This window comes from Pseudomonas sp. LAIL14HWK12:I1, from assembly GCF_003202095.1.
GTDB classification, from domain to species: Bacteria; Pseudomonadota; Gammaproteobacteria; order Pseudomonadales; family Pseudomonadaceae; genus Aquipseudomonas; species Aquipseudomonas monteilii.
This window is the reverse complement of the sequence record NZ_QJKG01000008.1, coordinates 41798-65673: the sequence shown is the minus strand read 5'-3', so window position 1 is coordinate 65673 and position 23876 is coordinate 41798. Positions and strand designations below refer to the sequence as shown.

Genomic DNA, 23876 nt, shown 5'->3' with positions numbered 1-23876 from the left:
GGCTCCTTACAACTCAATGCTCATTCCGTCGAAGGCAACTTCCACACCGCGGCGCTGGACTTCGGCGCGCTCCGGGGAGTCTTCATCGAGAATCGGGTTTGTGTTGTTGATGTGGATAAGCACTTTGCGCTGACGCGGGAAAGCGTCCAGCACTTCGAGCATGCCGCCCGGGCCGTTCTGCGCCAGGTGGCCCATTTCGCGGCCCGTGCGAGTACCCACGCCACGGCGTTGCATCTCATCGTCTTCCCACAGCGTGCCGTCGACCAGCAGGCAGTCGGCGCCGTGCATCATCGCCAGCAGCTTGTCGTCCACCTGGCCCAGGCCTGGGGCGTAGAACAGCTTGCCGCCGGTGCGGGTGTCTTCGACCAGCAGGCCCAGGTTGTCGCCCGGGTGCGGGTCGAAGCGGTGCGGCGAATAAGGCGGTGCGGCGCTGCGCAGGGGGAATGGGGTGAACTTGAGGTTTGGGCAGGCCTCGATAACGAAGCTACCTTCCAGCTCGATGCGGTTCCACTGCAGGCCACCGTTCCAGTGGCTGAGCATGTTGAACAACGGGAAGCCGGTGGTGAGGTCCTGGTGGACCATGTCGGTGCACCACACCTGGTGCGGGCAGCCTTCACGCAGGCTGAGCAGGCCTGTGGTGTGGTCGATCTGACTGTCCAGCAGCACGATGGCGTTGATGCCGGTGTCGCGCAGGGCCCGGGCTGGCTGCATCGGCGCGAAGGCCTGGAGCTGGGCGCGGATGTCGGGCGAGGCATTGCACAGCACCCAGTGTACGCCGTCGTCGGACAGGGCGATGGACGACTGGGTGCGCGCGGTGGCCCGCAGGGTGCCGTCACGAAAGCCCTTGCAGTTGATGCAGTTGCAGTTCCACTGCGGGAACCCGCCACCGGCGGCGGAGCCGAGAACCTGGATGTACATGGCCACTCTCTATGCAGAAAACCGGATCGGAAAAACGAAAACGCCCCGGCAGGCCGAGGCGTGGAACCCTAAGCCGGGCTTAGCGGTTAGCGAAGTACATGGTGACTTCGAAGCCGATACGCAGATCAGTGTATGCAGGTTTGGTCCACATGGGATTACTCCTTCCGGATGGGTTTGGGGTTGCTCAGTTACTACTTGGGTACCACCGCGCAAAGGCGGTTCCCGGAACTGGGATTGCGCTATCTTACAAGAAAAATTTGTACTGGAAGGTTAATTATTCGAAAAGTGCCGTTGCATGTTGCGTAACAATCACGGGCCTGGATCACTTCCACGTAGGGGTTGGCGCGGCAGCGTTGGCCAAACACAACCAGGAGGCGTCTGCATCGAGCAGGTTACCCAGCAGGTTGTCCAGATCCGTCTGCCGCGTGTTCAGAATAGCCCTGCGCAACGTATCCAGCCTGCCGGGTTGTGTAGCCAGGTGTGTCTGCCACGCCCATTCGGCGACATCGGCGTTGGCCATGGCCGGTTCATCGAATTGACTGGCCAGGGCTTGTTGGGTGCCTGGGTCAAGGGTGACACCCTTGTTGAGTAGCGTGAGCAGGTGGTCGAGGATCTGTGCCTGGTGGGTATGAGGCGATTGCACCCCGAACAGCAGGCCGCCGACCCCCTCTATCTGACGAAAGGTACTGAATACCGCATAGCCGAGTTGCAGTTCCACCCGCAGCCGCTGGTAAACCGGCCCTTGCAGCAGTTGCGCGAGCAGGCGGCCGCTGGCTTCGCTGGCGGCAGGTAGCGGGCAGAACAGCAGCATGGCGTGTTCGCTGCCCGGTACTTCGGCATGCTGCCAACGGCGTTTGGCCCAAGTGGGCAGGAGGCTAGGCAGCGAGCCGCGCCCCGGGCAGTGCTGTAGCGCAGTGCCCAGGGCGCTCAGGGCTGAATCGTCGAAGCCTGCGACCAGGCCGTGCCAGCGTGTGTGCTGCCACAGCTTGTCGAGTTGCTGCTGCTCCAGCGTACAGGCAGGGCCAGTTGGGGGCGGGGTGCCGAGCACCGCGTCGGGCAGTTGCTTGAGCAAGGCCCTGATGGGGATCAGCGCCGCTGTTGGCGTTGTGCAAGGCAACCAGCATCTGGCCGGGGGGGTGACCATCAACGCCAAGGCCTGCGTCACTGCCCGCAGCACCGCTGCCGGTAGCCCGGCGCAGCGTAACTGCCAGTATTCCCCGGCAGCCGTGAATTGCAGTTGTACCGAGGCGCGTTCACAGCGCTCCTGCAGTGGCGCCAGGGCCTGTTCGAGCACACCCTGCAAACGTTGGCGCAACGGTGAGGGTACGTGCCAGCGCAGGTAGAGCGCTGCGTATTGGCGGGCACCAGGGAGTTGCTCACTGACCCTCAGCGCTGCCGGTAGCGGTATGGCATTGGCCTGGGGCAGATCAGCCATCAGCAAGGGGTCGACCAAGGGCATGTGCCATTGGCCATACACGTTGCATGGCAGGCCTTGCAGCACGGCTTGAAGGGCCTGCAAACCGTGCGCATCCAACTGGGCAAACGGCTGCCCCGTGCTGCCACGGCGGGCCAGTTCAAGTGCACTGGCGCTGCGTTCGCGGCTGTGCTGCAACAGGCCGAATTCGCGGTTCAACAGCTCAAGGTCGGCCTGGCGGATGAAGCTGAACCAGCCGTGCAACAGGGCGCTGGCTTCGTCTGGGCAGGCGTCGGCGCTGAGCTTGAGGTCGAGGTGCCACAGCAACTGGCCGGCAAAGGCATAAAGTGTTTCGGCCTTGAAACGTTGCAGCCAGCCACGCTCGCGAAGTGCACCCAGCCAGGTACCCGGGCGGCTGTCGCCGAGGCAGGCGATCAGCAGCTCCAGCGCTTGCTCGGCACCTGCCGGGAGGTTTTCGTGAGTGAAGGCCAGTGGTGTAGCCGTCGCCGACAATGGCGGCGGTTTGATTTGCGGCACATGCTTGCCTGTGGCGAACAGCGTCGCATGCTGCCGGCCAAATTGCTCCAGCTCATCCAGCGGCTGCGGCCCGCACAGGCTCAAGACGATCTGGCCGCCCTGGTAGAAGCGTTGGTGGAAGCCCGTCAGTGCTTGCTGAAAGGCAGGGGCCTGCAGGGCCAGGGTATACCGGTTGCCGGCATGAAATGCGCCCAGCGGATGGCCTTGCGACACCGACTGCAACAAGGCGAATTGCTGCTGGGCCTGCGGGTTGCGTGACCAGGCAATGAACTCGGCGTGGATCACTTCACGCTCGCGGCGTTGGCGCTCGATGCCCAGATCCGGTTCGGCCAGCATCTGGCAGAGGCGCTCAAGGCCCCCGGCCAACGCATTGGGCGGGACTTCGAAGAAAAAGTCGGTGGTGCGTTCCCGGGTGCTGGCGTTGACCTGGCCGCCCAGGGTCTGCACGTAACGCATCAGGCCGTCGTCCAGCGCAAAGCGTGGGGTGCCGAGGAAGAACAGGTGTTCGAGGAAGTGGGCCAGGCCCGGCCATTTGCCCGGTGCGTCGTGGCTGCCCGCATGCACCCGCAGTGCGGCGGCCGAACGTTTCAGGCGCGGGGCGTGGCGCAGTGTCAGTTGCAGGCCGTTGGCGAGAGTGAGGTGGCGGATGGCGTCAGGCATGGGGGCTCCGGTTGCTGCTGTCCATGCTAACCCATTTGTTTGCAGGCCCGGCCCTTTCGCGGGCTTGCCCGCGAAAGGGCCATCAGCCTTTACGCATGTGCAGTTCCTGACGCAAATCGTTCAGGTACGGGAATGCCTCCCGCCCCTGCACAACCTGCTCATGTTCCAGCTCGGCCAGCAACAGGCATTCATCCCGCCCGCCCATGGCCAGCAAACTACCATCCGGGCCGATGATGCTGCTCTGCCCGCAATACTGGATCTCGTCTTCCGCGCCGCAATAATTGGCATACACCAGGTAGCACTGGTTCTCCTGCGCCCGTGCCCTTACGGTCACCTGGCAGATGAAGTCATACGGCGCCATGTTCGCCGTCGGCACCAGAATCAGCTCGGCACCCGTCAGCGCCAGGCGTCGGGCGTTTTCCGGGAACTCGATGTCGTAGCAGATCAGCAGGCCGACTTTCCAGCCTTCAAGCTCTACCACCGGAAAGTGGTCCGGGCCTGCGCTGAACATCGAACGGTCCAGTTCGCCAAACAGGTGGGTCTTGCGGTAGTTGCACAGGCTGCGGCCATGGGCATCGATCAACTGCACGCTGTTGTAGATCGCGCCATCGTTCGCCCGCTCCGGATAGCCATAGACAAGGGCAATGCGGTGCGCCTGGGCGATTTCCGCTACCTCCATGGCCGCCGGGCCATCGTCAGCTTCGGCCAGGCGCTCGACCCGGGGCAGGCCGATGTTGTAGCCGGTCAGGAACATCTCCGGGCACACCAGCAACTGTGCGCCGCGCTCGGCTGCCAACTGCGCCTGATGGCGCAGCCGTTGCAGATTGCCGGGCACATCCAGTGGCTTGGGTGCGCCCTGGAACAAAGCGATGCGCATGACGCCTCCTTGATTCAGTCTGCCAGGGCAATAGGGCCGATTTCATCGAACACATCGCCTGGGCCTGGGTTGTCCGGGTGGGTGTGGCCACCGAAGTGGTTCATGATACCCCACACCGCATTCAGCGATGTTTGCACTGCGCCCTCCACCCAGGCGGGTGTCCACGATACATCGTCACCGGCGATGAACATGCCGCGCTGCTCGGCGGGCATGTCCTGCTGCATGAAGTGTGCGTACATGCGCTGGTTGTAGCGGTAATGACCCGGCAGTGCGCCCTTGAAGGCGCCCAGGAAGTGCGGATCAGCCTCCCACGAAATGGTGATCGGGTCGCCGATGATGTGCCCGGCGATATCGGTTTTCGGGTAGATCTTCTTCAGCGCATCCAGGGCCAGCTGCACGCGCTTTTCCACCGGATGCGGCAGCATTTTCAGCGCATCGCTCATCCACGCATAGGACAGGCAGATCACCCCCGGCTTGTCGTCGCCGTTGTCGAACAGGTAGGTGCCGCGGGTGAGGCGGTCAGTGAGGGTCATGCTCATCAGGTCACGACCGGTTTCCGGGTCCTTGTCCTTCCAGAATGGCCGGTCGACCATGACGAACGTCTTCGATGACTGCATGTAGCGGGTGCGGTCCAGGGCCATCCACATCTTTTGCGAGAACAGTGATTCCTCGCAGTCGATCTGGGTGGTCAGCAGCCAGGTCTGGCAGGTGGCGAGCACGGCGCCGTAGTGGCGAGTGTCGCCCCAGTTGTCGGTAACCGCCAGGCGGCCGTCAGCAGCGCGGGCGATGCGCTTGACCCCGGTACGCGGTGCACCGCCATGCAGGCCGCTCAGGCTTGTGCCCTCCGGCCAGTGGGCGCAGCGCTCCGGCACATGGCGCCAGATCCCTTGCGGTACCTGCTCCACACCGCCGACGACCAGGTGTTGGTGGTCGTCGCAGTTGGTCATCACCACGCGGAAAATTTCCAGCATCGAGTTTGGGAAGTCCGAGTCCCAGCCACCGGTGCCGAAGCCAACCTGGCCGAACACTTCGCGGTGCTGGAAGCTCAGTTTGGCGAACGAACGTGAGGTGGCGACGAAGTCGTAGAACGTGCGGTCGTCCCACAGTGGGACCAGCTTGTTCCACAGCGCTTTAAGGCGCGGTACATCCCGATCGCGGATGGCTTGCTGGATGTCGGCGAACTGGGCACCGCTTTCCAGCGCATCGGCCCAGGCGTCGGCCACTTCGTGGAACAGCTTGGGCAAGTCGGTGGTTTTTTCGGCGTAGTAGGTCTGGCCTTCAAGGTCGATCACGGTGCTGCCCGAGGCTGGGGTCAGCGGGTTGGGGAAAGGCTTGGTTTCCAGGCCCAGCTTGTCCACGTAGTGGTAGAAGGCAGTGGACGACACCGGGAAGCGCATGCCGCCCAGCTCGGCGATGATCCCGTCGGTGCCATTGAAGGCTTGCGAACGCAGCCGGCCGCCCAGCTTGGAGGCCTCGTACACCACCGGCTTTAGGCCTAGCTTCATCAGCTCGTAGGCCGCCACCAGGCCGGCAATACCGGCACCCACGATGGCCACTTCTTCACCCTGGCGCTCAGCCGGAATACTGCCCAGGCCTGCGGGGTGCTCCAGCCAGTCATCGAAAGCGAAGGGGAAGTCCGGGCCGAAGATGGTGATGGGCTTTTTGCCGTCGGCGGGGTGGCGGTTTTTCTTGTTCATGAAGTGACCTTGCCAGAGGGGCTGCGCGGGTGGCGGAGCCTGAGTATAGGAGATGGCTGGAGGTCATTTTAAGGAGTGGGGGAATCGTAATTAAGGTGCATATTGGTGTCTTAATGTATTACTTTTCGTCGAAAACATAAGTTTAAAGTTATTTATGACGAAGAGTTTGTAGTGCGATTTACTGCGCCTATCAGATCGAGCGCCGCCCGCGCGGCGCTCGATCTGATAGGCGCAGTGAATTGCAAGGCAAGCACCTGAGCCTCACGCGGCCTCTCCGGCGGGCATAAGTACACGTTGGACGGGGTGTGAGCAGCTAGAGGCGCACTGCTATGGCAGCTGTGCGCGGGCAGGCTTTGCCTGGCCGGGTATGCGCCTCCAAGTTCGCCGGTTCTCACCTCGCGCATGGCTGCCACCCAATTCCCGTGAGAAGGGAGCGATTGGCCGCCAGTCATCCCTGTGATCTGGAGGCTATACCATGACTGACCGTTTGCCCGATCAACCTGTAAAACTGCAACCCACCGCTGAAAAACCCTTTTGTAACTGCGAATCCAGCCACCCGCCGTTATTTGCCATCCGTCCTGGCATCGACCCCGCCGACGCTCTAGTCCACGCCTGCCTGCTGGCCCGTGGCCTCAACCAGATTGTCACTGACTACGCCCAGCACCACGCCCCCGAGCGTAGCCGAGACATCGTCTGGTCGATGCAGCATTCTGCCGAGAGCCTTTCGGCGATTCTGGAGGGGCTGCTCGACGGCCAGGAGGCCTTATTGATCAGAGCGGCTGCCCCCGGTCCACCTTGCTGCTGAGAATGATCGACGTGGTGGTCTTCTCCACCCCGTCGACACTGCCGATCTGGTCGAGCAACTGGTCCAGCTGTTCGGGTGAATCCGTAAGCAGCCAGGCTACATAGTCAAACTCGCCGCTTACCGCGCACAATTGCTGCACCTGCCCCATGGCACCCAGGCGCCGCACCACTTCCTTGCCGGAGCGCGGCTGCACCTTGATCCCCACATACGCCTGCAGCCCGCCTCCCAGCACCCGCTGACCCAGACGTACGCCATAACCGGAGATGACCTTGTTCTTCTCCAGACGCTCCAGGCGCGAATTGACGGTGGTGCGGGCGATACCCAACTGGCGGGCGAGGGTGGCGACGCTTTCGCGGGCGTTGATTTGCAGCAGGGCGATCAGCTGGCGATCGATTTCATCCAGCGTGATGGAGCGGGAATCCGACATGGCGAGTCTCTACGGTTGGCCTGCTAGCCTATCGAGCGACTGCCAATCAGGGCAAGACCGCATCTACAGCGACCGCGCTGGCCTGAAGGCTGGGCCTTCGGCATGATGAAACGCTAGTCCAACGAGAACCTGAGCGTGAACCTCGACAACCTGCTCGAATGCTGGCGACTGGAAGTCTCCAACAAGAAAAGGCCAGGACGCCGTATCAGCCTGCTGTTCAACGTACTGCGCCGCGCACGCAAGGACAACAAACTGCGCTTTCTCTTTGCCTTCCGCCTGGCCCAATACCTCGATGCTCGCGGCGGCCTGGCCCGGCGTCACGCTCGGCGCATGCAACAACGGCTTAACCTCAAGTACGCGTTGGACATCGACATCGGCGCACAAATCGCGCCCGGCCTGCGCATCGCGCACCTGCCGGGGGTGGTGATTACCCGGCATGTCAGCATCGGGCGAAACTTCTTCATTCGCCAGAACTGCTCTATCGGCATCAAGACGCTCGGGCTGGAGGAGTACGCGCTGCGCATTGGCGACAACGTGAGCATGGGTGCCAACAGCTGCATCGTTGCTGATCGCATCGTTATTGGTGACGACGTGGTGATTGGCGCGATGTCGCTGGTTACGCGGGATATTCCGACTGGGATGGTCTTCTACAACCAGAGGCAGGTCGAGATGCGGCCGATAGGCGAGTAAGGGCTCACAAAATCTAACGATTAATCCCTGCGGTATTAGCCGTTGTAAGGTCGAGAATGGTCCGCTCATGAGGCGGAGTTCGGAACCGAACCCATGACCACCAATCATTTTCAGTTGAGCGAGGTCGTTGCTACGCCCGCGAGTACCTTGCGACTAACCTTTGCGGACAGGCAGCAACTCACTGTGGCTCTGGATGAAATCATCCGGAACACGCATCTTTGGCTCCTCTTGCCGACCCTAAGGTATTCGCAACGGCTGCAATGGGTGAGTGCAACGACACGGTCATCCGGGCAGGTGACGACAATCTTGAGCTTGCTGCCGCCAACCTGCGCGTACGCGCGGTCGAACAAGCAGGGGAGTGTTCGCATGAGCTTATCTGGAACTGGATGGCCCAGCATGGGTTGACGTTGGATCGCGCAGCTCAGGAGCTGGGTTTGAGCTGGCGCCTGCTGGCTTACTACCGAAGCGGCGAGAAGCCTGTGCCTAGGACAGTCGCCCTGGCAATGAAGGGGGGAAGCGTTGCGGATGGCTGATGGTAAGCGCAGCGGCAGGACATGCCTCGAAGAAACGGGCGCGATACCTAAAAAGACAACGGGCACAAAAAAGCCGCGCAATTGCGCGGCTTTTTCATATCTGGTGGGCCCACACGGACTCGAACCGTGGACCAAAGGATTATGAGTCCTCTGCTCTAACCGACTGAGCTATAGGCCCTCAGTAAGTGGCCGGATTATAACGAGGGTTTCGCACCTGTGCCATCTGAAAGATCCGATAGTGCTATGCGAAGAAACGCGGCCGCAAATTCCTCGGGTGGCAGTGGCAGGCTGACGATGTAGCCCTGGATCTGCTCGCATCCCTCCGCTGCCAGAAAACGCTGCTGGGCCTGGTTTTCAACACCCTCGGCAATGATCGCCAGTTGCATGCTGCGGCCCAGGGCGATGATCGCACGGGCGATGGCAGCGTCGTGTGGGTCGTCAGGCAGGCCACGGATGAACGATTTGTCGATCTTGAGGATGTCCAGCGGCAGGCGCTTGAGATAGCTCAGTGATGAGTAGCCGGTGCCAAAGTCGTCGATGGCCAACTGCACGCCCAGTTTTTTCAGCTGGTACAGCACGGCCAAGGCCTCTTCTGCCTGGCTCATGATGAAGTTTTCGGTGATTTCCAACTGCAAGTCGCCGGCCTTGAGCTGGTGCTGCTTGAGCAGTTGCTCGATGCGTCGGGCCAGGTGTGGGTGGCGTAGCTGGGCGCCGGCGAGGTTGATCGACAGCGGGCCGAACGGTTCGTAGTGTTGCTTCCAGGCCTGCATCTGTCGGCAGGCTTGCTCCAGCACCCAGTCGCCGAGCTGGAGAATGGTGCCGTTCTCTTCCGCCAGGTGGATGAAGTGCTCCGGCGGTACTTCACCAAAGGTGGGGTGGCTCCAGCGGATCAGCGCCTCGGCGCCTACCAGGCTTTGGGTCTTGAGGCTGAGCTTGGGCTGGAAGCACAGGCTCATTTCGTTGCGTTCGACGGCGCGGCGCAGCTCGTGCTCAAGGGCGATGCGCTCGCTGGCCTGAGCGGTGAGGTCGCGGGTGTAGGCTTCGACGCGGTTGCGGCCTTTGGCCTTGGAGCGGTACATGGCCGCGTCGGCGTTGCGGATCAGTGTCGCGACATCAGTGCCGTCCTGTGGGTACAGGCTGATGCCGATACTGGCGCTGGTGAAGAACTCGTGCTCACCGGCCTGGAACGGCGCGACGAAGCAGGCCAGCAGCTTGTTGGCGATGGTGCTGGCGTCACTGGGCTTGTGCAAGCCAGGTAGCAGGATGATGAACTCGTCGCCGCCCAGGCGGGCCACGGTGTCGACGTCACGCACCTGCTCCTTCAGGCGCTGAGCGATGCCTTTGAGCAGCAGGTCGCCGACCGGGTGGCCCAGGCTGTCGTTGATGTGCTTGAAGCGGTCGAGGTCGAGGAACAGCACCGCGCCCTGGCGGTTTGATACTTGCGCGCAGGTAAGCACGGCCTGCAGGCGGTTCTCGAACAGGGCACGGTTGGGCAGGCCGGTCAGCGGGTCGTGGTGGGCCTGGTAGTCGAGCTTGGCCTGGGCGTGCTTGAGGCTGGAAATATCGGCAAACACGGCCACGAAATGGGTGATCTCGCGCTCGTTGTTGCGCACCGCACTGATGGTCAGCCAGCCGGGGTACAGTTCGCCGTTCTTGCGCTTGTTGTAGATCTCGCCTTGCCAGTGGCCTTCGTCGGTAAGCTGGTGCCACATGGCGGCGTAGAAGGCGCTGTCGTGTTGGCCGGAAGCGAGCAGGCGCGGGGTTTGGCCAAGGGCTTCGATTTCGCTATAGCCGGTGATTTCGCTGAAGGCGCGGTTGACGGCACTGATACGTTGGTCGATGTCGGTGATCAGCACGCCTTCGGCGGTGTTTTCGAACACGGTGGCCGCCAGTTGTAGCTTTTCCTGCATCAGATGGCGTTCGGTGATGTCGCGGGCAATGGTCAGCATGCAATCGACGCCGGCAATCGGCAGGGGCCTGGCGGATAGCTCGCAGAGGCGGATCTGCCCGTCACTGCGGCGGATGTGGCAGGTGAAGTCGCGCACGAAGCCGTCGCGGTTGAGCTGGTCGACCAGGCGCTTGCGCTCGTTGAGGTCGACCCAGATACCCAGGTCCAGCGAGGTCTGGTCGATGGTCGGGTTGAGGTCATAGCCGGTGAGGCGGCAGAAGCCCTCGTTCACCTCCAGCAGCAAACCGTCGCTCTGGCGCGACAGTAACAGGCCGTCGGGCGAGGCGTGGAAAGCTTTGGCGAACTTCTCTTCCGAGGTTTGCAGCTGTTCCTGGGTTTCCTTGAGCTGGCTGATATCGCGTACTGCCACCACCAGCGCCGGGGTGCCGTCGAGCTCGAAGGTTTCGGCCGAGGTCAGGCCGGTGAACAGTTGGCCGTTGCTGCGGCGGAAGCTCATTTCAAGGTTACGGATACCGCCCTGGTGCAGGCGTTCGAGCACCCGCGGGCCGCTGCCTTCGACACCCCACAGGTTGAGGTCGGTGGCGGTACGGCCAATCACCTGGCCTGGGGTCAGGCCGATCTGTTCTTCGAAAGCTTCGTTCACCTCCAACAGGCAACCGTCACTGTGACGGGCGATTAGCAAAATATCGGGGCACTGCTGGAACACCGAGGCGAACTTCTGCTCGGACAAACGCAGGGCATCTTCGGTGCGCTTGGTTTCGCTGATGTCGATCATCAGCCCGCGCATCACCGGTTGGTGGCCGTGTTTGATCATGCTGACGATGTTGCGGACCCAGAGGGGTTGTCCGTCGGCCCGGATTACCCGGTAATCCAGGCTGTGGTCGCGCCCGGCTGCAGTTTCGCTGTCGCAGTAGGCCTGGGCCCAGAGGGCGTCTTCCGGGTGCAGAATGCTGCGCCAGAAGCCAGGCTTGAGCCAGTCATTCAGGGGGTAGCCAAGCAGGTCTTCGGCATGCGGCGAAACGTAGCTGTAGGTGAAGTCGTTGGCATCGGCTTCCCAGGCGATGGCCGACAGGCTTTCTATCAAGCCGCGGTAGTGGTATTCGCTGCTGCGCAGCTCCTGCTCCAAGGCAATGCGCCGTGAAATTTCCGAACTGAGGCGGCGGTTGATGCGGATCACCACGGCCAGTACGGCCATCAGCAACAACACCGTTGGCAGGCCATACACCAGCAGGTCGGACCAGAACATCCGCTGGTCGACCACATTGCCTACCCAGCGCTGTTGTATCTGGCTGACTTCGCTGCTGCTCATGTCGGCCATCACTTTGTCGAGAATACCGACCAGTACGTGGTTGCTGCGGGGGACGGCCATCGCCAGTTGGTAGCGATAGGGCGTTTCGCCGCTGACGTAGAGGCCGTCGAGCTTGAGCTGGCGCAGGCTCCAGATGCTGGAAGCGAGGTCGCCGACGACGGCATCTACCTGATCGGTGGCCAAGGCCTGCAGCGTGGAGCTTACATTGGGCAGTGCGACCAGGTTGAGGTCCGGGTGGTGGGTGCGCAGCAACTCGTGGGGGGCGTAGTTTTCGACCACAGCGATTTTCAGGCCGTACAGGTCCTCCAGTTTGCGCGGCTGTGCGCCGCCTTTGTGGGCAAGGATGACAATGGGAAAGTCGAGGTATGGGCGGGTGAAAGCCAGGTAGCCCTGGCGTTCAGGGGTAGACATGATGCCGGGCAGCAGGTCGATACGGCTTTCGCGCGCCTGCGCCAATACCTCGGTCCAGCTACTGGGTTCGACCGGTTTTAGCGTCACACCCAGACGTTGCTGGATCATGGCGATGTAATCGGCGGCCAATCCCTGGTACCGGCCCTCCTGGTCGCGAAACTCGAACGGTGGCCAAGAGGCGTCGACACCCAGGCTTAGCTGCGGGTGGGCAGCCAGCCAGGCTTTTTCCTCGTCTGTCAGGGTCAGGGCGCCGGCCGTTGTGTTCCACAGCATCAGGAGCAGCAACAGAATGGCCGGCTTCAAGGACATGGCAGCCTCGCATTCAGGTGGTCTGAAGTCGAGTGTAGACGGGCATTGCGGCAGATGTGCAGTGGAAGCCGGGCTTTATGTTTCGGGCCACTAAAGAAAAACCCCGGCCTGGGCCGGGGTTTGTCTTCACTCGTCGAGGAAGGAGCGCAAGTGCTCGCTGCGAGTCGGGTGGCGCAGTTTGCGCAACGCCTTCGCTTCGATCTGACGGATACGCTCACGCGTTACGTCAAACTGCTTGCCCACCTCTTCGAGGGTGTGGTCGGTGTTCATGTCGATACCGAAACGCATGCGCAGCACCTTGGCTTCGCGTGCGGTCAGGCCCGAGAGCACGTCGCGGGTGGCTTCCTTGAGGCTTTCGACCGTGGCAACGTCGATCGGGGACTGCATGGTCGAGTCCTCGATGAAGTCGCCCAGGTGCGAATCTTCGTCGTCACCGATCGGGGTTTCCATGGAGATCGGCTCTTTGGCGATCTTCAATACCTTGCGGATCTTGTCCTCAGGCATTTCCATGCGCTCGCCCAGCTCTTCCGGGGTCGGTTCACGGCCCATTTCCTGCAGCATCTGGCGGGAAATACGGTTGAGCTTGTTGATCGTTTCGATCATGTGCACCGGAATACGGATGGTGCGTGCCTGGTCGGCGATCGAGCGGGTGATCGCCTGACGAATCCACCAGGTGGCGTAGGTCGAGAACTTGTAGCCGCGACGGTATTCGAACTTGTCCACCGCTTTCATCAAGCCGATGTTGCCTTCCTGGATCAGGTCGAGGAACTGCAGGCCACGGTTGGTGTACTTCTTGGCGATGGAGATCACCAGACGCAAGTTCGCCTCGACCATTTCTTTCTTGGCGCGGCGGGCCTTGGCTTCACCGATCGACATGCGACGGTTGATTTCCTTGATCTCGGCAACGGTCAGGCCGGTTTCGGTCTCAAGGTCGATCAGCTTCTGCTGGCAGGCAACGATGGCGGCGTCCTTTTCACCCAGGGCAGCAGCCCACTTGGTGTTGCGCTTGGCCAGGTCACCGCTCCAGGTCTGGTCGGTTTCGTTGCTTGGGAACATGCGCAGGAAGTCGGCACGCGGCATGCGGGCGTCACGCACGCACAGCTGCATGATGGCGCGTTCTTGCTGGCGCAGGCGGTTCAGGGCATCACGTACACGCTCGACCAGTACCTCGAACTGCTTCGGTACCAGCTTGATGGGCATGAACAGGTCGGCCAGGGCCTGCAGGGCCTCGACGCTTTCCTTGTGGGTACGACCGTTTTTCTTCAGGACCTTGGTGGTCGCCTGAAGCTGCTCGGATACCGCACCGAAACGCTGGGCTGCGACGACCGGGTCAGGGCCGCTTTCGGCCTCTTCCTCGTCGTCACCGCCTTCGGACTCTTCTTCGTCGTCGTCGGCCTCTTCTTTCGCAGCGGCGGCCTTGGTGCCAGGGATCGGCACTTCTTCGGTCGGTGCAGCGATGTTGTCGTCAGGGTCGATGTAACCGCTGAGAACGTCCGACAGACGGCCACCCTCGGTGGTGACGCGGTCATATTCGCCGAGAATGTAGTCGACAGTGCCCGGGAAGTGGGCGATGGCGCCCATGACTTCACGGATGCCTTCCTCGATACGCTTGGCGATTTCGATTTCGCCTTCGCGGGTCAGCAGCTCGACGGTACCCATTTCGCGCATGTACATGCGCACCGGGTCGGTCGTGCGGCCGATATCGGTTTCAACTGCCGCCAACGCAGCAGCGGCTTCTTCGGCCGCGGCTTCGTCGGTGTCGGCTTCCGCCAACAGAAGGGCATCCGCATCCGGAGCACTCTCGAATACGTTGATCCCCATGTCGTTGATCATGCGGATGATGTCTTCCACCTGTTCCGGATCTGAAATATCCTCAGGCAGGTGGTCGTTGACCTCCGCGTAAGTCAGGTAGCCCTGCTCACGACCGCGGGTGATCAACTCTTTGATACGAGACTGCTGTTGCGCTTTTCCGGACATAACACCCTATCCACTGAAGGTCTTGGCGGGCAAAAAACAAGCCGAGGATTATACCCGAGCATGGGCCTCACGCGCCAGATGAGGTCGGCGTTTGTGCGGGAACATTCCGGCTCAGCAGGGCGAGGAGCTGGGTTTTTTCCTCGCTGGTCAATTCGCTTTGACGTGATTTCCTGAGCAGTTGTTCCAGGCTGCGCTCGCGTTGGCGGGCGGACAAGCTAGTTATAGTGTCGAAAAACTGTTGTTCAAGGTTGTCGGCCACGATCAGCCATTCCTTTTCTGCCAGCGCCCGCAGCAGGCGGCCCTGTTCGGTGCCGTGCCAACGTGCGATCAACTGCATTGAGCTTAGCCCAGGATTTTTCTGCGCGGCTTCGATCAGCGCCACCAGCAGCTGGCTGTACAGATGTTCTTCGTCGGCAAAATGGCTGGCGTCTTCCACCTTGCCGGCCAGCAGCGGGTGGTGCAGCAGGGTGCGCAAGGCCGCCAGGGTGGGTGGCTCGACCGGGGCCGGTACGCGTGGCGGCGCTTCGTCGCGTTGCTGCCAGGGTTTGCCGCCTTTGCGGTTCTTGTTCCAGGGCTTGTCGCTCCATTGCTTCTTGCCGCCGCCCTTGTTCGGCTTCCACTCCTGTTCCTGATGAACAGGGGCGTAGTCGTGCTGCGGCATGTCGCCGAAGTCGGGGGTGTAGCTGGCCATGGCGTCGTAGTCGTAGCCAGGGTCGTAGTCCGGCACGCTGTTGGCCGCGGGTGCCTGTTGCGCCAGTTGCTCGACCTGCTGCGGGTCGAGGCCGGTGATTTCCTTCAGACGGTTGCGCATCAACTGGCGCAGGTTGGCGCCAGGGATCTTTTCGATCAACGGTGCGGCCAGGGTCGCCATGTGCGCCTTGCCTTCCAGTGAGCGAGGGTCGGCTTCGACACTCAGCTGTTCGAAGAAGTAGTCGGCCAGGGGCTGGGCGTGCTGGTTGATACGGGCCATGAAGGCATCGGTGCCTTCGGCGCGCACCAGGCTATCCGGGTCTTCGCCTTCGGGCAGGAACAGGAAGCGCGCGCGGCGGCCGTCCTGCAGGTTCGACAGGGTCGACTCCAGCGCACGCCAGGCGGCCTTGCGCCCGGCCTGGTCGCCGTCGAAGCAGAACAGCACGCTGGGCACCACGCGGAACAGCCGCTTGAGGTGCTCTTCGCTGGTGGCGGTGCCCAAGGTGGCCACGGCATTGCGCAAGCCTTGCTGGGCCAGGGCGATGACGTCCATGTAGCCCTCGACGACGATGATTTCGTCGAGGTTGCGGTTGTGCTTGCGCGCCTCGTACAGCCCGTACAGTTCCTGGCCCTTGTGGAACACCGGGGTTTCCGGGGAGTTCAGGTACTTGGGCTTGTCGTCGCCGAGTACCCGGCCGCCGAAGGCGATGATGCGCCCACGGCTGTCGCGGATCGGGAACATCACCCGGTCGCGGAAGCGGTCGTAACGCTTGCCGCTTTCGGCGTTCTCGATCAGCAGGCCGGCGTCGATCATCACTTTCTGCTGCAGGGTGTCGGCACCCAGGTGCTTGAGCAGGTTGTCCCAGCCTGGCGGTGCAAATCCCAGGCCGAAGTCGCGGGCAATTTCCCCGGACAGGCCGCGGCCTTTGAGGTAATCCACCGCCGCCTTGCGGGTCGGGTGGCTGCGCAGGGCCTGGCGGTAGAACTCCGAGGCGGCATCCAGTAGCGGGTACAGTGGCGAGTCGGTGGGCTGGCGCGGCTTGTGGTCGCGGCGGCCCTGTTCGCGGGGCACTTCCATGCCGGCTGCGCGGGCCAGTTCCTCGACGGCCTGGGGGAAGTCCAGGTTGTCGTGGTCCATGACGAAGCCCAGGGCGTTGCCGCCTGCGCCGCAGCCGAAGCAGTAGTAGAACTGCTTGTCGGGGCTGACCGTGAAGGAGGGGGTTTTCTCCTTGTGGAACGGGCAGCAGGCGGAGTAGTTCTTGCCGGTTTTTTTCAGCTGGACGCGCGAACTCACCACATCGACGATGTCGAGGCGGTTGATCAGGTCGTCAATGAAGCTCTGGGGAATCAGCCCGGCCATGGCAGTCTCGTCATCTGGCAACTGGCAAGTCTAATCGCTCACGCGCCGAATGGGGCGAGTGTTGCTTGGGGAAGTGCGAGGGAGTGTGCTCGTCGCCGGCCCTTGAGGGCCCGTCAGTCGGACGTGCACGTCTGGTCATACAGCAAGAAGGACCAGCTCTGACGTTTCAGGCAGGTTGCCCATGTGCAGTTCGCATGACGCTTGTGCAGGGCCTTGAGCTAGCTGCTCAAGTTTGAAGCGACCACTGCCATCGCCCGGCGGTTAGCCGGGCAGGGCAGAAGCTTTGCGTTGAACGCCTGTATTAGTACAGACGAACGGCGCGGCGCTGTTCGCGCTGAACTTTCTTGGCGTGACGCTTAACAGCGGCAGCTGCTTTGCGCTTACGCTCTGCGGTCGGCTTCTCGTAAAACTCGCGGCTACGAACTTCAGCCAGTACACCGGCTTTTTCGCAGGAGCGCTTGAAACGACGCAGAGCTACGTCGAAGGGTTCGTTCTCTTTAACTTTGACGGCTGGCATCCAGGGCTACCTTAATTCATTACCGGGGTAGACGTGCTCCTGGCAAAACAAAGGTGTGCTGGAGAACGTCGGTTTTCAAGGGTTGCGGATGTTAACCCTTAGCAAGCCGGAATGCAAAGCCTCTGATCGAAAACCGCTGGTCGGCATCCGACACGGGGACTATCATGCGCGGCTTCGAATTCAGCCCCCACAAGGGACGAACCCATGCTAGTACTGGGATTGGAAACATCCTGCGACGAAACTGGTGTCGCATTATACGATAGTGAACGCGGTTTGTTGGCCGACGCACTGTTCAGCCAGATCGACCTGCACCGCGTGTTTGGCGGTGTGGTGCCCGAGCTTGCCTCGCGTGACCACGTCAAGCGCATGCTGCCGCTCATCCGCCAGGTGCTGGACGAGGCCGGTTGCGTCGCCACCGAGATCGACGCCATCGCCTACACCGCAGGCCCTGGCCTGGTCGGTGCATTGCTGGTGGGTGCTTCCTGCGCCCAGGCACTGGCCTTTGCCTGGGACATTCCGGCAATTGGCGTACACCACATGGAAGGCCACTTGCTGGCGCCCATGCTGGAAGAAAACCCACCGGAGTTTCCGTTCGTCGCTTTGTTGGTTTCCGGCGGGCATACCCAGTTGGTTCGGGTCGATGGTATCGGCCAGTACGAACTGATGGGCGAGAGCCTGGATGACGCTGCCGGTGAGGCGTTCGACAAGACCGCCAAGCTGATCGGTCTCAACTACCCCGGTGGCCCGGAAATCGCGCGCCTTGCTGAAAAGGGTGTGCCTGGGCGTTTCGTTTTCCCACGGCCGATGACTGATCGCCCGGGTCTGGAGTTCAGCTTTAGCGGCCTGAAAACCTTCGCCCTCAACACCTGGCAGCAATGCAAGGATGCTGGCGACGACGGTGAGCAAACCCGTTGCGACGTGTCCCTGGCATTCCAGCAGGCGGTGGTGGAGACTTTGACCATCAAGTGCAAGCGGGCGCTCAAGCAGGCTGGCCTCAAGCGCCTGGTCATCGCCGGTGGCGTGAGTGCCAACAAGGCGTTGCGGGCCTCCCTCGAGGACATGCTCGGCAGCATCAAGGGCAACGTGTACTACGCGCGGCCACAGTTTTGTACCGACAATGGCGCGATGATCGCTTACGCCGGCTGCCAGCGCCTGTTGGCCGGGCAGCAGCAGGACCTGGCCATCAGCGTGCAGGCACGCTGGCCGATGGAACAGTTGCCGCCGCTGTAGGTTTCAGAAGTGCCGTTCGCGCCCGGCAAACAGGTCGCGCAGGTTGCTGCGGTGGCGCCACACGATCATCACCGTCAGCACGGTGATCGGTAGCAGGGCTTCCGGCTCGCGCCAGGCCAGCAATGGCAAGGTCAGTGGCGTGGCAATCAGCGCCGCCAGCGAGCTGGTACGGGTAAGGTAAAACGTCAGTAGCCAGGCGCCGATGGCCAGCAGCGCGGCCGGGAAGTACAGGCCCATGAGCATGCCGGCGGCGGTGGCTACGCCTTTGCCACCGCGGAAGCAGAAATACAGCGGGAACAGGTGGCCCAGCACCGCACATACGCCTACCCAGGCTTGCGCGTGCAGGTCCAGCCCGGCAAAGCGGGCAAGCAATACCGGCAAAAGGCCCTTGCACAGGTCGCCAAGCAGGGTCAGGATCGCCAGTTTACGGCCTGCCAGGCGTAGCATGTTGGTGGCGCCGGCATTGCCTGAGCCGCTGGAACGCGGGTCCGGGCTGCCCGAAAGGCGGCTGAGGACAATGGCGAAGGACAGCGAGCCGAGCAGGTAGGCGAGCAACGCCAGTAACCAAAACATGCTAACTATTCCGGGCGAGGACGCCCTGATTCTAACGGCGCCAGTCGCCCTTGTCGTGCTGTGGAGAGAAGTGCTTGGACAGAGTGTTCATCGAAGGCCTGGAAGTCGATACCGTCATCGGTGCCTATGACTGGGAGCGGGATATTCGCCAGTGCCTGCGCCTGGACCTGAGCTTTGCCTGGGACAACCGCCCGGCGGCGGCGGGTGACGACCTGAGCCTGGCGCTGGACTATGCCAGCGTGTCGGCGCGCGTCCAGGCGTTTGCCGAGCAGGCGCGCTTCGAGTTGGTGGAAACCTTTGCCGAGCGCCTGGTGGCCACTTTGATGGAAGAGTTCCAGATCCCGTGGGTGCGGTTGAAACTGACCAAGCCGGGGGCGGTGCCGGCGGCCCGAGGTGGTGTAGGCGTGGAGATCGAGCGCGGATGTCTCTGAGCACGGTTTACCTGGGCCTTGGCAGCAACATCGACCGCGAGGCGCATTTGTGCGCGGGGCTCGATGCCCTGGCGGGCATCCTGACCGACATGCGCTGCTCACCGGCGTTCGAAAGCCAGGCGGTGGGGATCAAGAGCGGGCCATTCATCAACTTTGTGGTGACCGGGCAAACCGCGTTGCCCTTGATAGAGCTGGACCGCCGGCTGAAGTTCATCGAGGCCGACAATGGCCGCTATGCGCCGGACCGTAAAGGGTTGCCGCTGGATATCGACGTGCTGATGTATGACGATTTGCACGGTACGTTCGATGGGCTGGTGCTGCCCAGGGCCGAGATCCTGAAGAACGCGTTTGTGCTGTGGCCGTTGTCGTTGCTGGCGCCTGAGCTGGTGCATCCGGGGGCGGGCAAGACCATGGCGAAGTTGTGGCAAGAGGCGCAGATCGATCAGGTGTTGGCGCCGGTCGCCTTTGAATGGCGTGGGTTGCAGTTGACACCGGCATAAGTCTGTACTGGCCCTTTCGCGGCTTTAGCCGCGAAAGGGCCAGTACGGGCAGCCGAAAAATCACCCTTCTGCAACACCGCTGTAGGCTTCAATCGCCTTCAATCGCTCAGCCTTTAGCGCCTCGCCCAGTGCCTGGCCCGTCAGCCCGGCCTGCACCAAGGGCTTCACATCCACCGCTCGCGCTGCGGTGGATGCACCCCGCAGATAAGCTGCCTGTGGATAACCCTCCTTGCCATCACCCAGCGCCACCATCTCGCACGCGGCAATGAAGTCCTCGAACCGCTGCGGTCGCCGATACACATCGAACTTTTGCAACAGCTCCAGCAGTGCCGCAGCAGGTAAATCCAGCGCATGATTGCCCTGTGCCAGGCATTCCCCTGTCAGCAGTGCCAATTCCTGGCATTCCCGCGGCGCCTTGAGGCGCTGGTTGACGGCTTTGATCGATGCTGGTTCCAGCCCATGCAGCAGGCAGGCCCAGCGTATGTGCAGTGGCTGCTTGTGCAATGCTGCTTGCTCCAGCGCCGCCAGGGCCTGGGAATCGTCTAGAAGCTCGGGCAGTTGCTCCTGTAGGGCATCGCACGCGCGCAGCACCTGGAAGAACACCTGCGGTTGGGCTTCCATCAGCGCCCGCTCGATTTCCTTCCAGCTACGTTCGGCAGTCAAGGCCTGCAGCTCGCCAGAGGCACTGATCTGACGCATCAGCTCCAGGGTTTCGTCGGCAACCCGGAAACCCAGGGGTGCATAGCGGGCAGCAAAGCGGGCAACGCGTAGCACACGCAAAGGATCTTCGGCAAACGCCGGGGAAACGTGGCGTAAAAGGCGTTGATCAAGATCGTCCTTGCCGTGGTAAGGGTCGTACACCGTGCCCGCCTCATCCTCGGCCATCGCATTGATGGTGAGGTCGCGGCGGATCAGGTCTTCTTCCAGGGTCACGTCAGGGCTGGCGTGAAAGGTGAAACCGCCATAGCCGCGCCCGCTCTTGCGCTCGGTGCGCGCCAGCGCGTATTCCTCGCCGGTTTTCGGGTGCAGGAACACCGGGAAATCGGCGCCGACCGGCCGATAGCCTTTGGCGAGCATTTCTTCGACGGTGGCGCCCACCACCAGCCAGTCGATATCGCTGACCGGGCGGCCGAGCAGGCGGTCGCGCACGGCGCCGCCGACTTTGTAGATGTGCATGTGCAGCTCTCCATAACTGCCGACAGGATAACCTGTCGGCCGTCATGGCGTTGCACTAGAGGTGGTGGATGACCGCCAGGTCCATGCGCCCGTAGTCCGCGCTTTCGCCATGCTCGCCACGCGGCGGCATGTGATGGGTCTTCATCACCTGCTCACCTTGCACGGTTTCCAGGTGGATATCGAAGCCCCACAGGCGGTGCAGGTGCTTGAGCACTTCATCGGTCGAGTCGCCCAGCGGTTTGCGGTTGTGCTGCTGGTGGCGCAGGGTCAGCGAGCGGTCGCCACGGCGGTCGACGCTCCAGATCTGCACGTTCGGTTCACGGTTGCCCAGGTTGTACTGTGCTGCCAGTTGCTCACGAATCACCCGATACCCGGCTTCATCGTGAATCGCGGGCACCAGCAGGTCGTCGCGCTGGTCGTCATCGAGGATGCTGAACAGCTTGAGGTCGCGCATCACCTTGGGTGACAGGTACTGCAGGATGAAGCTTTCGTCCTTGAAGCTGCTCATGGCGAACTTGATGGTAGAAAGCCAGTCACTGCCGGCAATGTCGGGGAACCAGCGGCGATCTTCCTCGGTCGGGTTTTCGCACATGCGGCGGATGTCGGTGTACATGGCAAAGCCCAATGCGTACGGGTTGATGCCGCTGTAGTACGGGCTGTCGAAGCCAGGCTGGAACACCACGCTGGTGTGCGACTGCAAGAACTCAATCATGAAGCCTTCGGTAATCAACCCCTCGTCGTACAGGTCGTTCATCAGGGTGTAGTGCCAGAACGTCGCCCAGCCTTCGTTCATTACCTGGGTCTGGCGCTGCGGGTAGAAGTACTGGGCAATCTTGCGCACGATGCGCACCACTTCGCGCTGCCAGGGTTCAAGCAGCGGGGCGTTTTTCTCGATGAAATACAGGATGTTTTCCTGAGGTTCGGCGGGGAAACGCCCGTCATCGCGGTCGTTACCCTTTTCCGCGCTTTTCGGAATGGTGCGCCACAGGTCATTGATCTGGCGCTGCAGGTGCTCCTCGCGCTCCTGTTGCCGACGCCGCTCTTCCTCGGCAGAAATGGGGTAGGGCCGCTTGTAGCGGTCGACACCGTAGTTCATCAGGGCATGGCAGGAGTCGATCAGGTCTTCCACTGCATCAATGCCATGACGCTCTTCGCACTGGGCGATGTACTGCTTGGCGAACACCAGGTAGTCGATGATCGAACTGGCGTCAGTCCAGGTGCGGAACAGGTAGTTGCCCTTGAAGAAACTGTTATGCCCGTAGCAGGCATGGGCGATCACCAGTGCCTGCATGCACATGGTGTTTTCTTCCATCAGGTAGGCGATGCACGGGTCGGAGTTGATCACGATCTCGTAGGCCAGGCCCATCTGGCCACGGCTGTACGACTTTTCTGTGCTGAGGAACTGCTTGCCGTAGGACCAATGGTGATAGCCCAGCGGCATGCCGACCGAGGCGTAGGCGTCCATCATCTGCTCGGCCGTGATCACCTCGATCTGGTTGGGGTAGGTGTCCAGGGCGTAACGCTCGGCCAGGCGGCTGATTTCCCGATCGTAGGTCTGGATCAGCTCGAACGTCCACTCGGACCCGGTGGAAATGGGTTGGCGTCTCTGTGCTCTGGCGGTCATGTGGCTAACCTGCGCTGGAAGAGTTCACGGAAGACCGGGTAGATGTCGCCGGCCGATACCAGCTGCTGCTGAGCGAACGTATCGGGGTAGGCTTCACCGATGCGTTCGTATTCATACCACAGCGCCTGGTGCTCACGGGGAGTGATCTCGACGTAAGTGTAGTACTGCACATGCGGCATGATCTGCTTGGAGAGGATCTCGCGGCAGATGGGCGAGTCGTCGTTCCAGTTATCGCCGTCGGAGGCCTGCGCGGCATAGATGTTCCAGTCGCTGGCCGGGTAGCGTTCAGCCATGATCTCCTGCATCAGCTTGAGTGCGCTGGAAACGATGGTGCCGCCCGTTTCCCGCGAGTAGAAGAACTCTTCCTCGTCGACTTCCCGGGCGCTGGTGTGGTGGCGGATGAACACCACTTCGATGCGGTCGTAGTTACGCTTGAGGAACAGGTACAGCAGGATGAAGAAGCGCTTGGCGATGTCCTTGGTGGCCTGGGTCATCGAGCCGGACACGTCCATCAGGCAGAACATCACCGCCTTCGAGCTGGGGTTGGGCTGCTTGACCAGCAGGTTGTACTTGAGGTCGAAGGTATCGAGGAAGGGGAGGCGGTTGATGCGCGCCTTCAAGCGTTCGATTTCCTGTTCGACTTCCTGGATATCGGTGAAATTGTCCGGTTCTTCGACCCGCAGGCGGGCGAGTTCCTTTTGTGCTTCGCGCAGCAGTGCGCGGCTGCTTCCGGTCAGGGCGATACGCCTGGCATGGGCCGAGCGCAGGGTACGCACGATATTGATGCGCGATGGGTTACCTTCATTGGCGATACCGGCGCGCACGGTCTTGAAGGTGTCGGCGCCTGTCAGGTGACGCTTGACCAGGTTGGGCAGTTCGAGGTCTTCGAACATGAATTCAAGGAACTCTTCCTGAGTGATCTGGAAGACGAATTCGTCCATGCCTTCGCCGGAATTACCGGCCTTGCCACGGCCACCGCCGCCACCCCCACCGCCTTGCGGCCTTGGGATGTGTTCCCCGGCAGTGAATTCCTTGTTGCCAGGATGCACGATGGTCTGTTTGCCCCCGCGACCATGGTGCAGCACCGGTTCGTCGATGTCGCGACCGGGAATACTGATCTGCTCGCCATGTTCCATGTCCATGATGGAACGGCGGCTCACCGCCTCTTCGACGGCCTTCTTGATGTGTTCGCGGTACCGCCGCAGAAAGCGCTGGCGGTTGACCGTGCTCTTGTTCTTGCCGTTCAGGCGTCGGTCGATAACGTAGCTCATGGTCCCTCCGGTAGCTGGGAACAGCTGCACG

Annotated in this window: 19 protein-coding genes and 1 tRNA gene; 5 read left to right on the top strand and 15 right to left on the bottom strand. The window is 61.8% G+C overall.

The features are described 5' to 3' along the window. Positions 1-6: 6 nt before the first annotated feature. The 5 genes from pqqB to D906_RS19530 form a co-directional block, all read right to left on the bottom strand. On the bottom strand, positions 7-918 hold the full coding sequence (gene pqqB, locus D906_RS19550; protein ID WP_019097150.1) for a pyrroloquinoline quinone biosynthesis protein PqqB: 912 nt from the start codon (positions 916-918) through the stop codon (positions 7-9). 79 nt (positions 919-997) lie between these two features. Next, complete coding sequence (pqqA, locus tag D906_RS19545; protein WP_003243383.1) at positions 998-1069, bottom strand: pyrroloquinoline quinone precursor peptide PqqA; 72 nt, start codon at positions 1067-1069, stop codon at positions 998-1000. Between the two features lie 171 nt (positions 1070-1240). Beyond that, entirely contained in the window at positions 1241-3529 is a 2289-nt protein-coding gene (gene pqqF, locus D906_RS19540; RefSeq protein ID WP_027615916.1) for a pyrroloquinoline quinone biosynthesis protein PqqF, read from the bottom strand. An 82-nt stretch (positions 3530-3611) separates the two neighbouring features. Then, a complete protein-coding gene (locus D906_RS19535) occupies positions 3612-4406 on the bottom strand; it encodes a carbon-nitrogen hydrolase family protein (RefSeq protein ID WP_027615915.1) in 795 nt (264 codons plus the stop codon). A gap of 14 nt (positions 4407-4420) precedes the next feature. Then, positions 4421-6103: an NAD(P)/FAD-dependent oxidoreductase gene (locus D906_RS19530; RefSeq protein ID WP_016714578.1), complete on the bottom strand. Its 1683-nt coding sequence runs from the start codon at positions 6101-6103 to the stop codon at positions 4421-4423. A 475-nt stretch (positions 6104-6578) separates the two neighbouring features. On the opposite strand from D906_RS19530, the gene D906_RS19525 reads away from it, so the two are divergent. Next, the gene (locus tag D906_RS19525) at positions 6579-6908 is read left to right on the top strand and encodes a hypothetical protein (RefSeq protein ID WP_027615914.1); all 330 of its coding nucleotides are present in this window, start codon (positions 6579-6581) and stop codon (positions 6906-6908) included. Here the strand turns inward: D906_RS19525 and D906_RS19520 are convergent. Next, positions 6874-7335, bottom strand: a complete 462-nt coding sequence (locus D906_RS19520; RefSeq protein WP_025754035.1) for an Lrp/AsnC family transcriptional regulator — start codon at positions 7333-7335, stop codon at positions 6874-6876. The two genes, D906_RS19525 and D906_RS19520, sit on opposite strands and share 35 nt — an antisense overlap. Before the next feature lie 135 nt (positions 7336-7470). Here D906_RS19520 and D906_RS19515 point away from each other — a divergent pair, with 135 nt between their 5' ends. Further along, positions 7471-8025 carry a serine acetyltransferase gene (locus tag D906_RS19515; RefSeq protein ID WP_027615913.1) on the top strand — a complete coding sequence of 185 codons (555 nt, stop codon included), beginning with the start codon at positions 7471-7473 and terminating at the stop codon, positions 8023-8025. A 634-nt stretch (positions 8026-8659) separates the two neighbouring features. Here the strand turns inward: D906_RS19515 and D906_RS19505 are convergent. The 5 genes from D906_RS19505 to rpsU all read right to left on the bottom strand — a co-directional run bounded on the left by D906_RS19505 (position 8660) and on the right by rpsU (position 17040). Then, positions 8660-8736 (bottom strand) — tRNA-Ile (locus D906_RS19505). A gap of 16 nt (positions 8737-8752) precedes the next feature. After that, the gene (locus D906_RS19500) at positions 8753-12496 is read right to left on the bottom strand and encodes a bifunctional diguanylate cyclase/phosphodiesterase (protein WP_027610116.1); all 3744 of its coding nucleotides are present in this window, start codon (positions 12494-12496) and stop codon (positions 8753-8755) included. Positions 12497-12622: 126 nt separating this feature from the next. Beyond that, entirely contained in the window at positions 12623-14473 is a 1851-nt protein-coding gene (gene rpoD, locus D906_RS19495) for an RNA polymerase sigma factor RpoD (RefSeq protein ID WP_019097143.1), read from the bottom strand. Between the two features lie 67 nt (positions 14474-14540). Then, the gene (gene dnaG / locus D906_RS19490) at positions 14541-16523 is read right to left on the bottom strand and encodes a DNA primase (protein WP_027615912.1); all 1983 of its coding nucleotides are present in this window, start codon (positions 16521-16523) and stop codon (positions 14541-14543) included. Positions 16524-16824: 301 nt separating this feature from the next. After that, entirely contained in the window at positions 16825-17040 is a 216-nt protein-coding gene (gene rpsU / locus D906_RS19485; RefSeq protein ID WP_003255575.1) for a 30S ribosomal protein S21, read from the bottom strand. Positions 17041-17244: 204 nt separating this feature from the next. On the opposite strand from rpsU, the gene tsaD reads away from it, so the two are divergent. Then, entirely contained in the window at positions 17245-18270 is a 1026-nt protein-coding gene (tsaD, locus tag D906_RS19480) for a tRNA (adenosine(37)-N6)-threonylcarbamoyltransferase complex transferase subunit TsaD (RefSeq protein WP_019097141.1), read from the top strand. 3 nt (positions 18271-18273) lie between these two features. On the opposite strand, the gene plsY is transcribed toward tsaD, so the two are convergent. Further along, positions 18274-18843, bottom strand: coding sequence for a glycerol-3-phosphate 1-O-acyltransferase PlsY (gene plsY / locus D906_RS19475; protein ID WP_016715760.1), 570 nt, complete (start codon positions 18841-18843; stop codon positions 18274-18276). Between the two features lie 74 nt (positions 18844-18917). Between plsY and folB the strand changes: the two genes are divergently transcribed. Then, positions 18918-19274, top strand: coding sequence for a dihydroneopterin aldolase (gene folB / locus D906_RS19470; RefSeq protein ID WP_016715761.1), 357 nt, complete (start codon positions 18918-18920; stop codon positions 19272-19274). Then, positions 19265-19774, top strand: coding sequence for a 2-amino-4-hydroxy-6-hydroxymethyldihydropteridine diphosphokinase (gene folK / locus D906_RS19465; RefSeq protein WP_019097140.1), 510 nt, complete (start codon positions 19265-19267; stop codon positions 19772-19774). Before folB ends, folK begins: the two co-directional genes overlap by 10 nt. A 60-nt stretch (positions 19775-19834) precedes the next feature. On the opposite strand, the gene D906_RS19460 is transcribed toward folK, so the two are convergent. From D906_RS19460 to D906_RS19450, 3 genes are read right to left on the bottom strand one after another with little or no spacing between them, the layout of a single operon-like run. Next, on the bottom strand, positions 19835-20950 hold the full coding sequence (locus tag D906_RS19460; protein ID WP_027615911.1) for a multifunctional CCA addition/repair protein: 1116 nt from the start codon (positions 20948-20950) through the stop codon (positions 19835-19837). A 55-nt stretch (positions 20951-21005) separates the two neighbouring features. Next, positions 21006-22574 (bottom strand): SpoVR family protein, encoded by a 1569-nt coding sequence (locus D906_RS19455; RefSeq protein ID WP_027615910.1) that lies wholly within the window; start codon positions 22572-22574, stop codon positions 21006-21008. After that, on the bottom strand, positions 22571-23845 hold the full coding sequence (locus D906_RS19450; protein WP_025754030.1) for a YeaH/YhbH family protein: 1275 nt from the start codon (positions 23843-23845) through the stop codon (positions 22571-22573). Before D906_RS19450 ends, D906_RS19455 begins: the two co-directional genes overlap by 4 nt. Between the last annotated feature and the right edge of the window lie 31 nt (positions 23846-23876).

What these genes read in the sequence shown, in the direction of transcription:
- pqqB (WP_019097150.1), bottom strand. Translation starts at nt 918, where the DNA reads ATGTACATCCAGGTTCTCGGCTCCGCCGCCGGTGGCGGGTTCCCGCAG.
- pqqF (WP_027615916.1), bottom strand. Translation starts at nt 3,529, where the DNA reads ATGCCTGACGCCATCCGCCACCTCACTCTCGCCAACGGCCTGCAACTG.
- D906_RS19535 (WP_027615915.1), bottom strand. Translation starts at nt 4,406, where the DNA reads ATGCGCATCGCTTTGTTCCAGGGCGCACCCAAGCCACTGGATGTGCCC.
- D906_RS19530 (WP_016714578.1), bottom strand. Translation starts at nt 6,103, where the DNA reads ATGAACAAGAAAAACCGCCACCCCGCCGACGGCAAAAAGCCCATCACC.
- D906_RS19525 (WP_027615914.1), top strand. Translation starts at nt 6,579, where the DNA reads ATGACTGACCGTTTGCCCGATCAACCTGTAAAACTGCAACCCACCGCT.
- D906_RS19520 (WP_025754035.1), bottom strand. Translation starts at nt 7,335, where the DNA reads ATGTCGGATTCCCGCTCCATCACGCTGGATGAAATCGATCGCCAGCTG.
- D906_RS19500 (WP_027610116.1), bottom strand. Translation starts at nt 12,496, where the DNA reads ATGTCCTTGAAGCCGGCCATTCTGTTGCTGCTCCTGATGCTGTGGAAC.
- rpoD (WP_019097143.1), bottom strand. Translation starts at nt 14,473, where the DNA reads ATGTCCGGAAAAGCGCAACAGCAGTCTCGTATCAAAGAGTTGATCACC.
- dnaG (WP_027615912.1), bottom strand. Translation starts at nt 16,523, where the DNA reads ATGGCCGGGCTGATTCCCCAGAGCTTCATTGACGACCTGATCAACCGC.
- rpsU (WP_003255575.1), bottom strand. Translation starts at nt 17,040, where the DNA reads ATGCCAGCCGTCAAAGTTAAAGAGAACGAACCCTTCGACGTAGCTCTG.
- tsaD (WP_019097141.1), top strand. Translation starts at nt 17,245, where the DNA reads ATGCTAGTACTGGGATTGGAAACATCCTGCGACGAAACTGGTGTCGCA.
- plsY (WP_016715760.1), bottom strand. Translation starts at nt 18,843, where the DNA reads ATGTTTTGGTTACTGGCGTTGCTCGCCTACCTGCTCGGCTCGCTGTCC.
- folK (WP_019097140.1), top strand. Translation starts at nt 19,265, where the DNA reads ATGTCTCTGAGCACGGTTTACCTGGGCCTTGGCAGCAACATCGACCGC.
- D906_RS19460 (WP_027615911.1), bottom strand. Translation starts at nt 20,950, where the DNA reads ATGCACATCTACAAAGTCGGCGGCGCCGTGCGCGACCGCCTGCTCGGC.
- D906_RS19455 (WP_027615910.1), bottom strand. Translation starts at nt 22,574, where the DNA reads ATGACCGCCAGAGCACAGAGACGCCAACCCATTTCCACCGGGTCCGAG.
- D906_RS19450 (WP_025754030.1), bottom strand. Translation starts at nt 23,845, where the DNA reads ATGAGCTACGTTATCGACCGACGCCTGAACGGCAAGAACAAGAGCACG.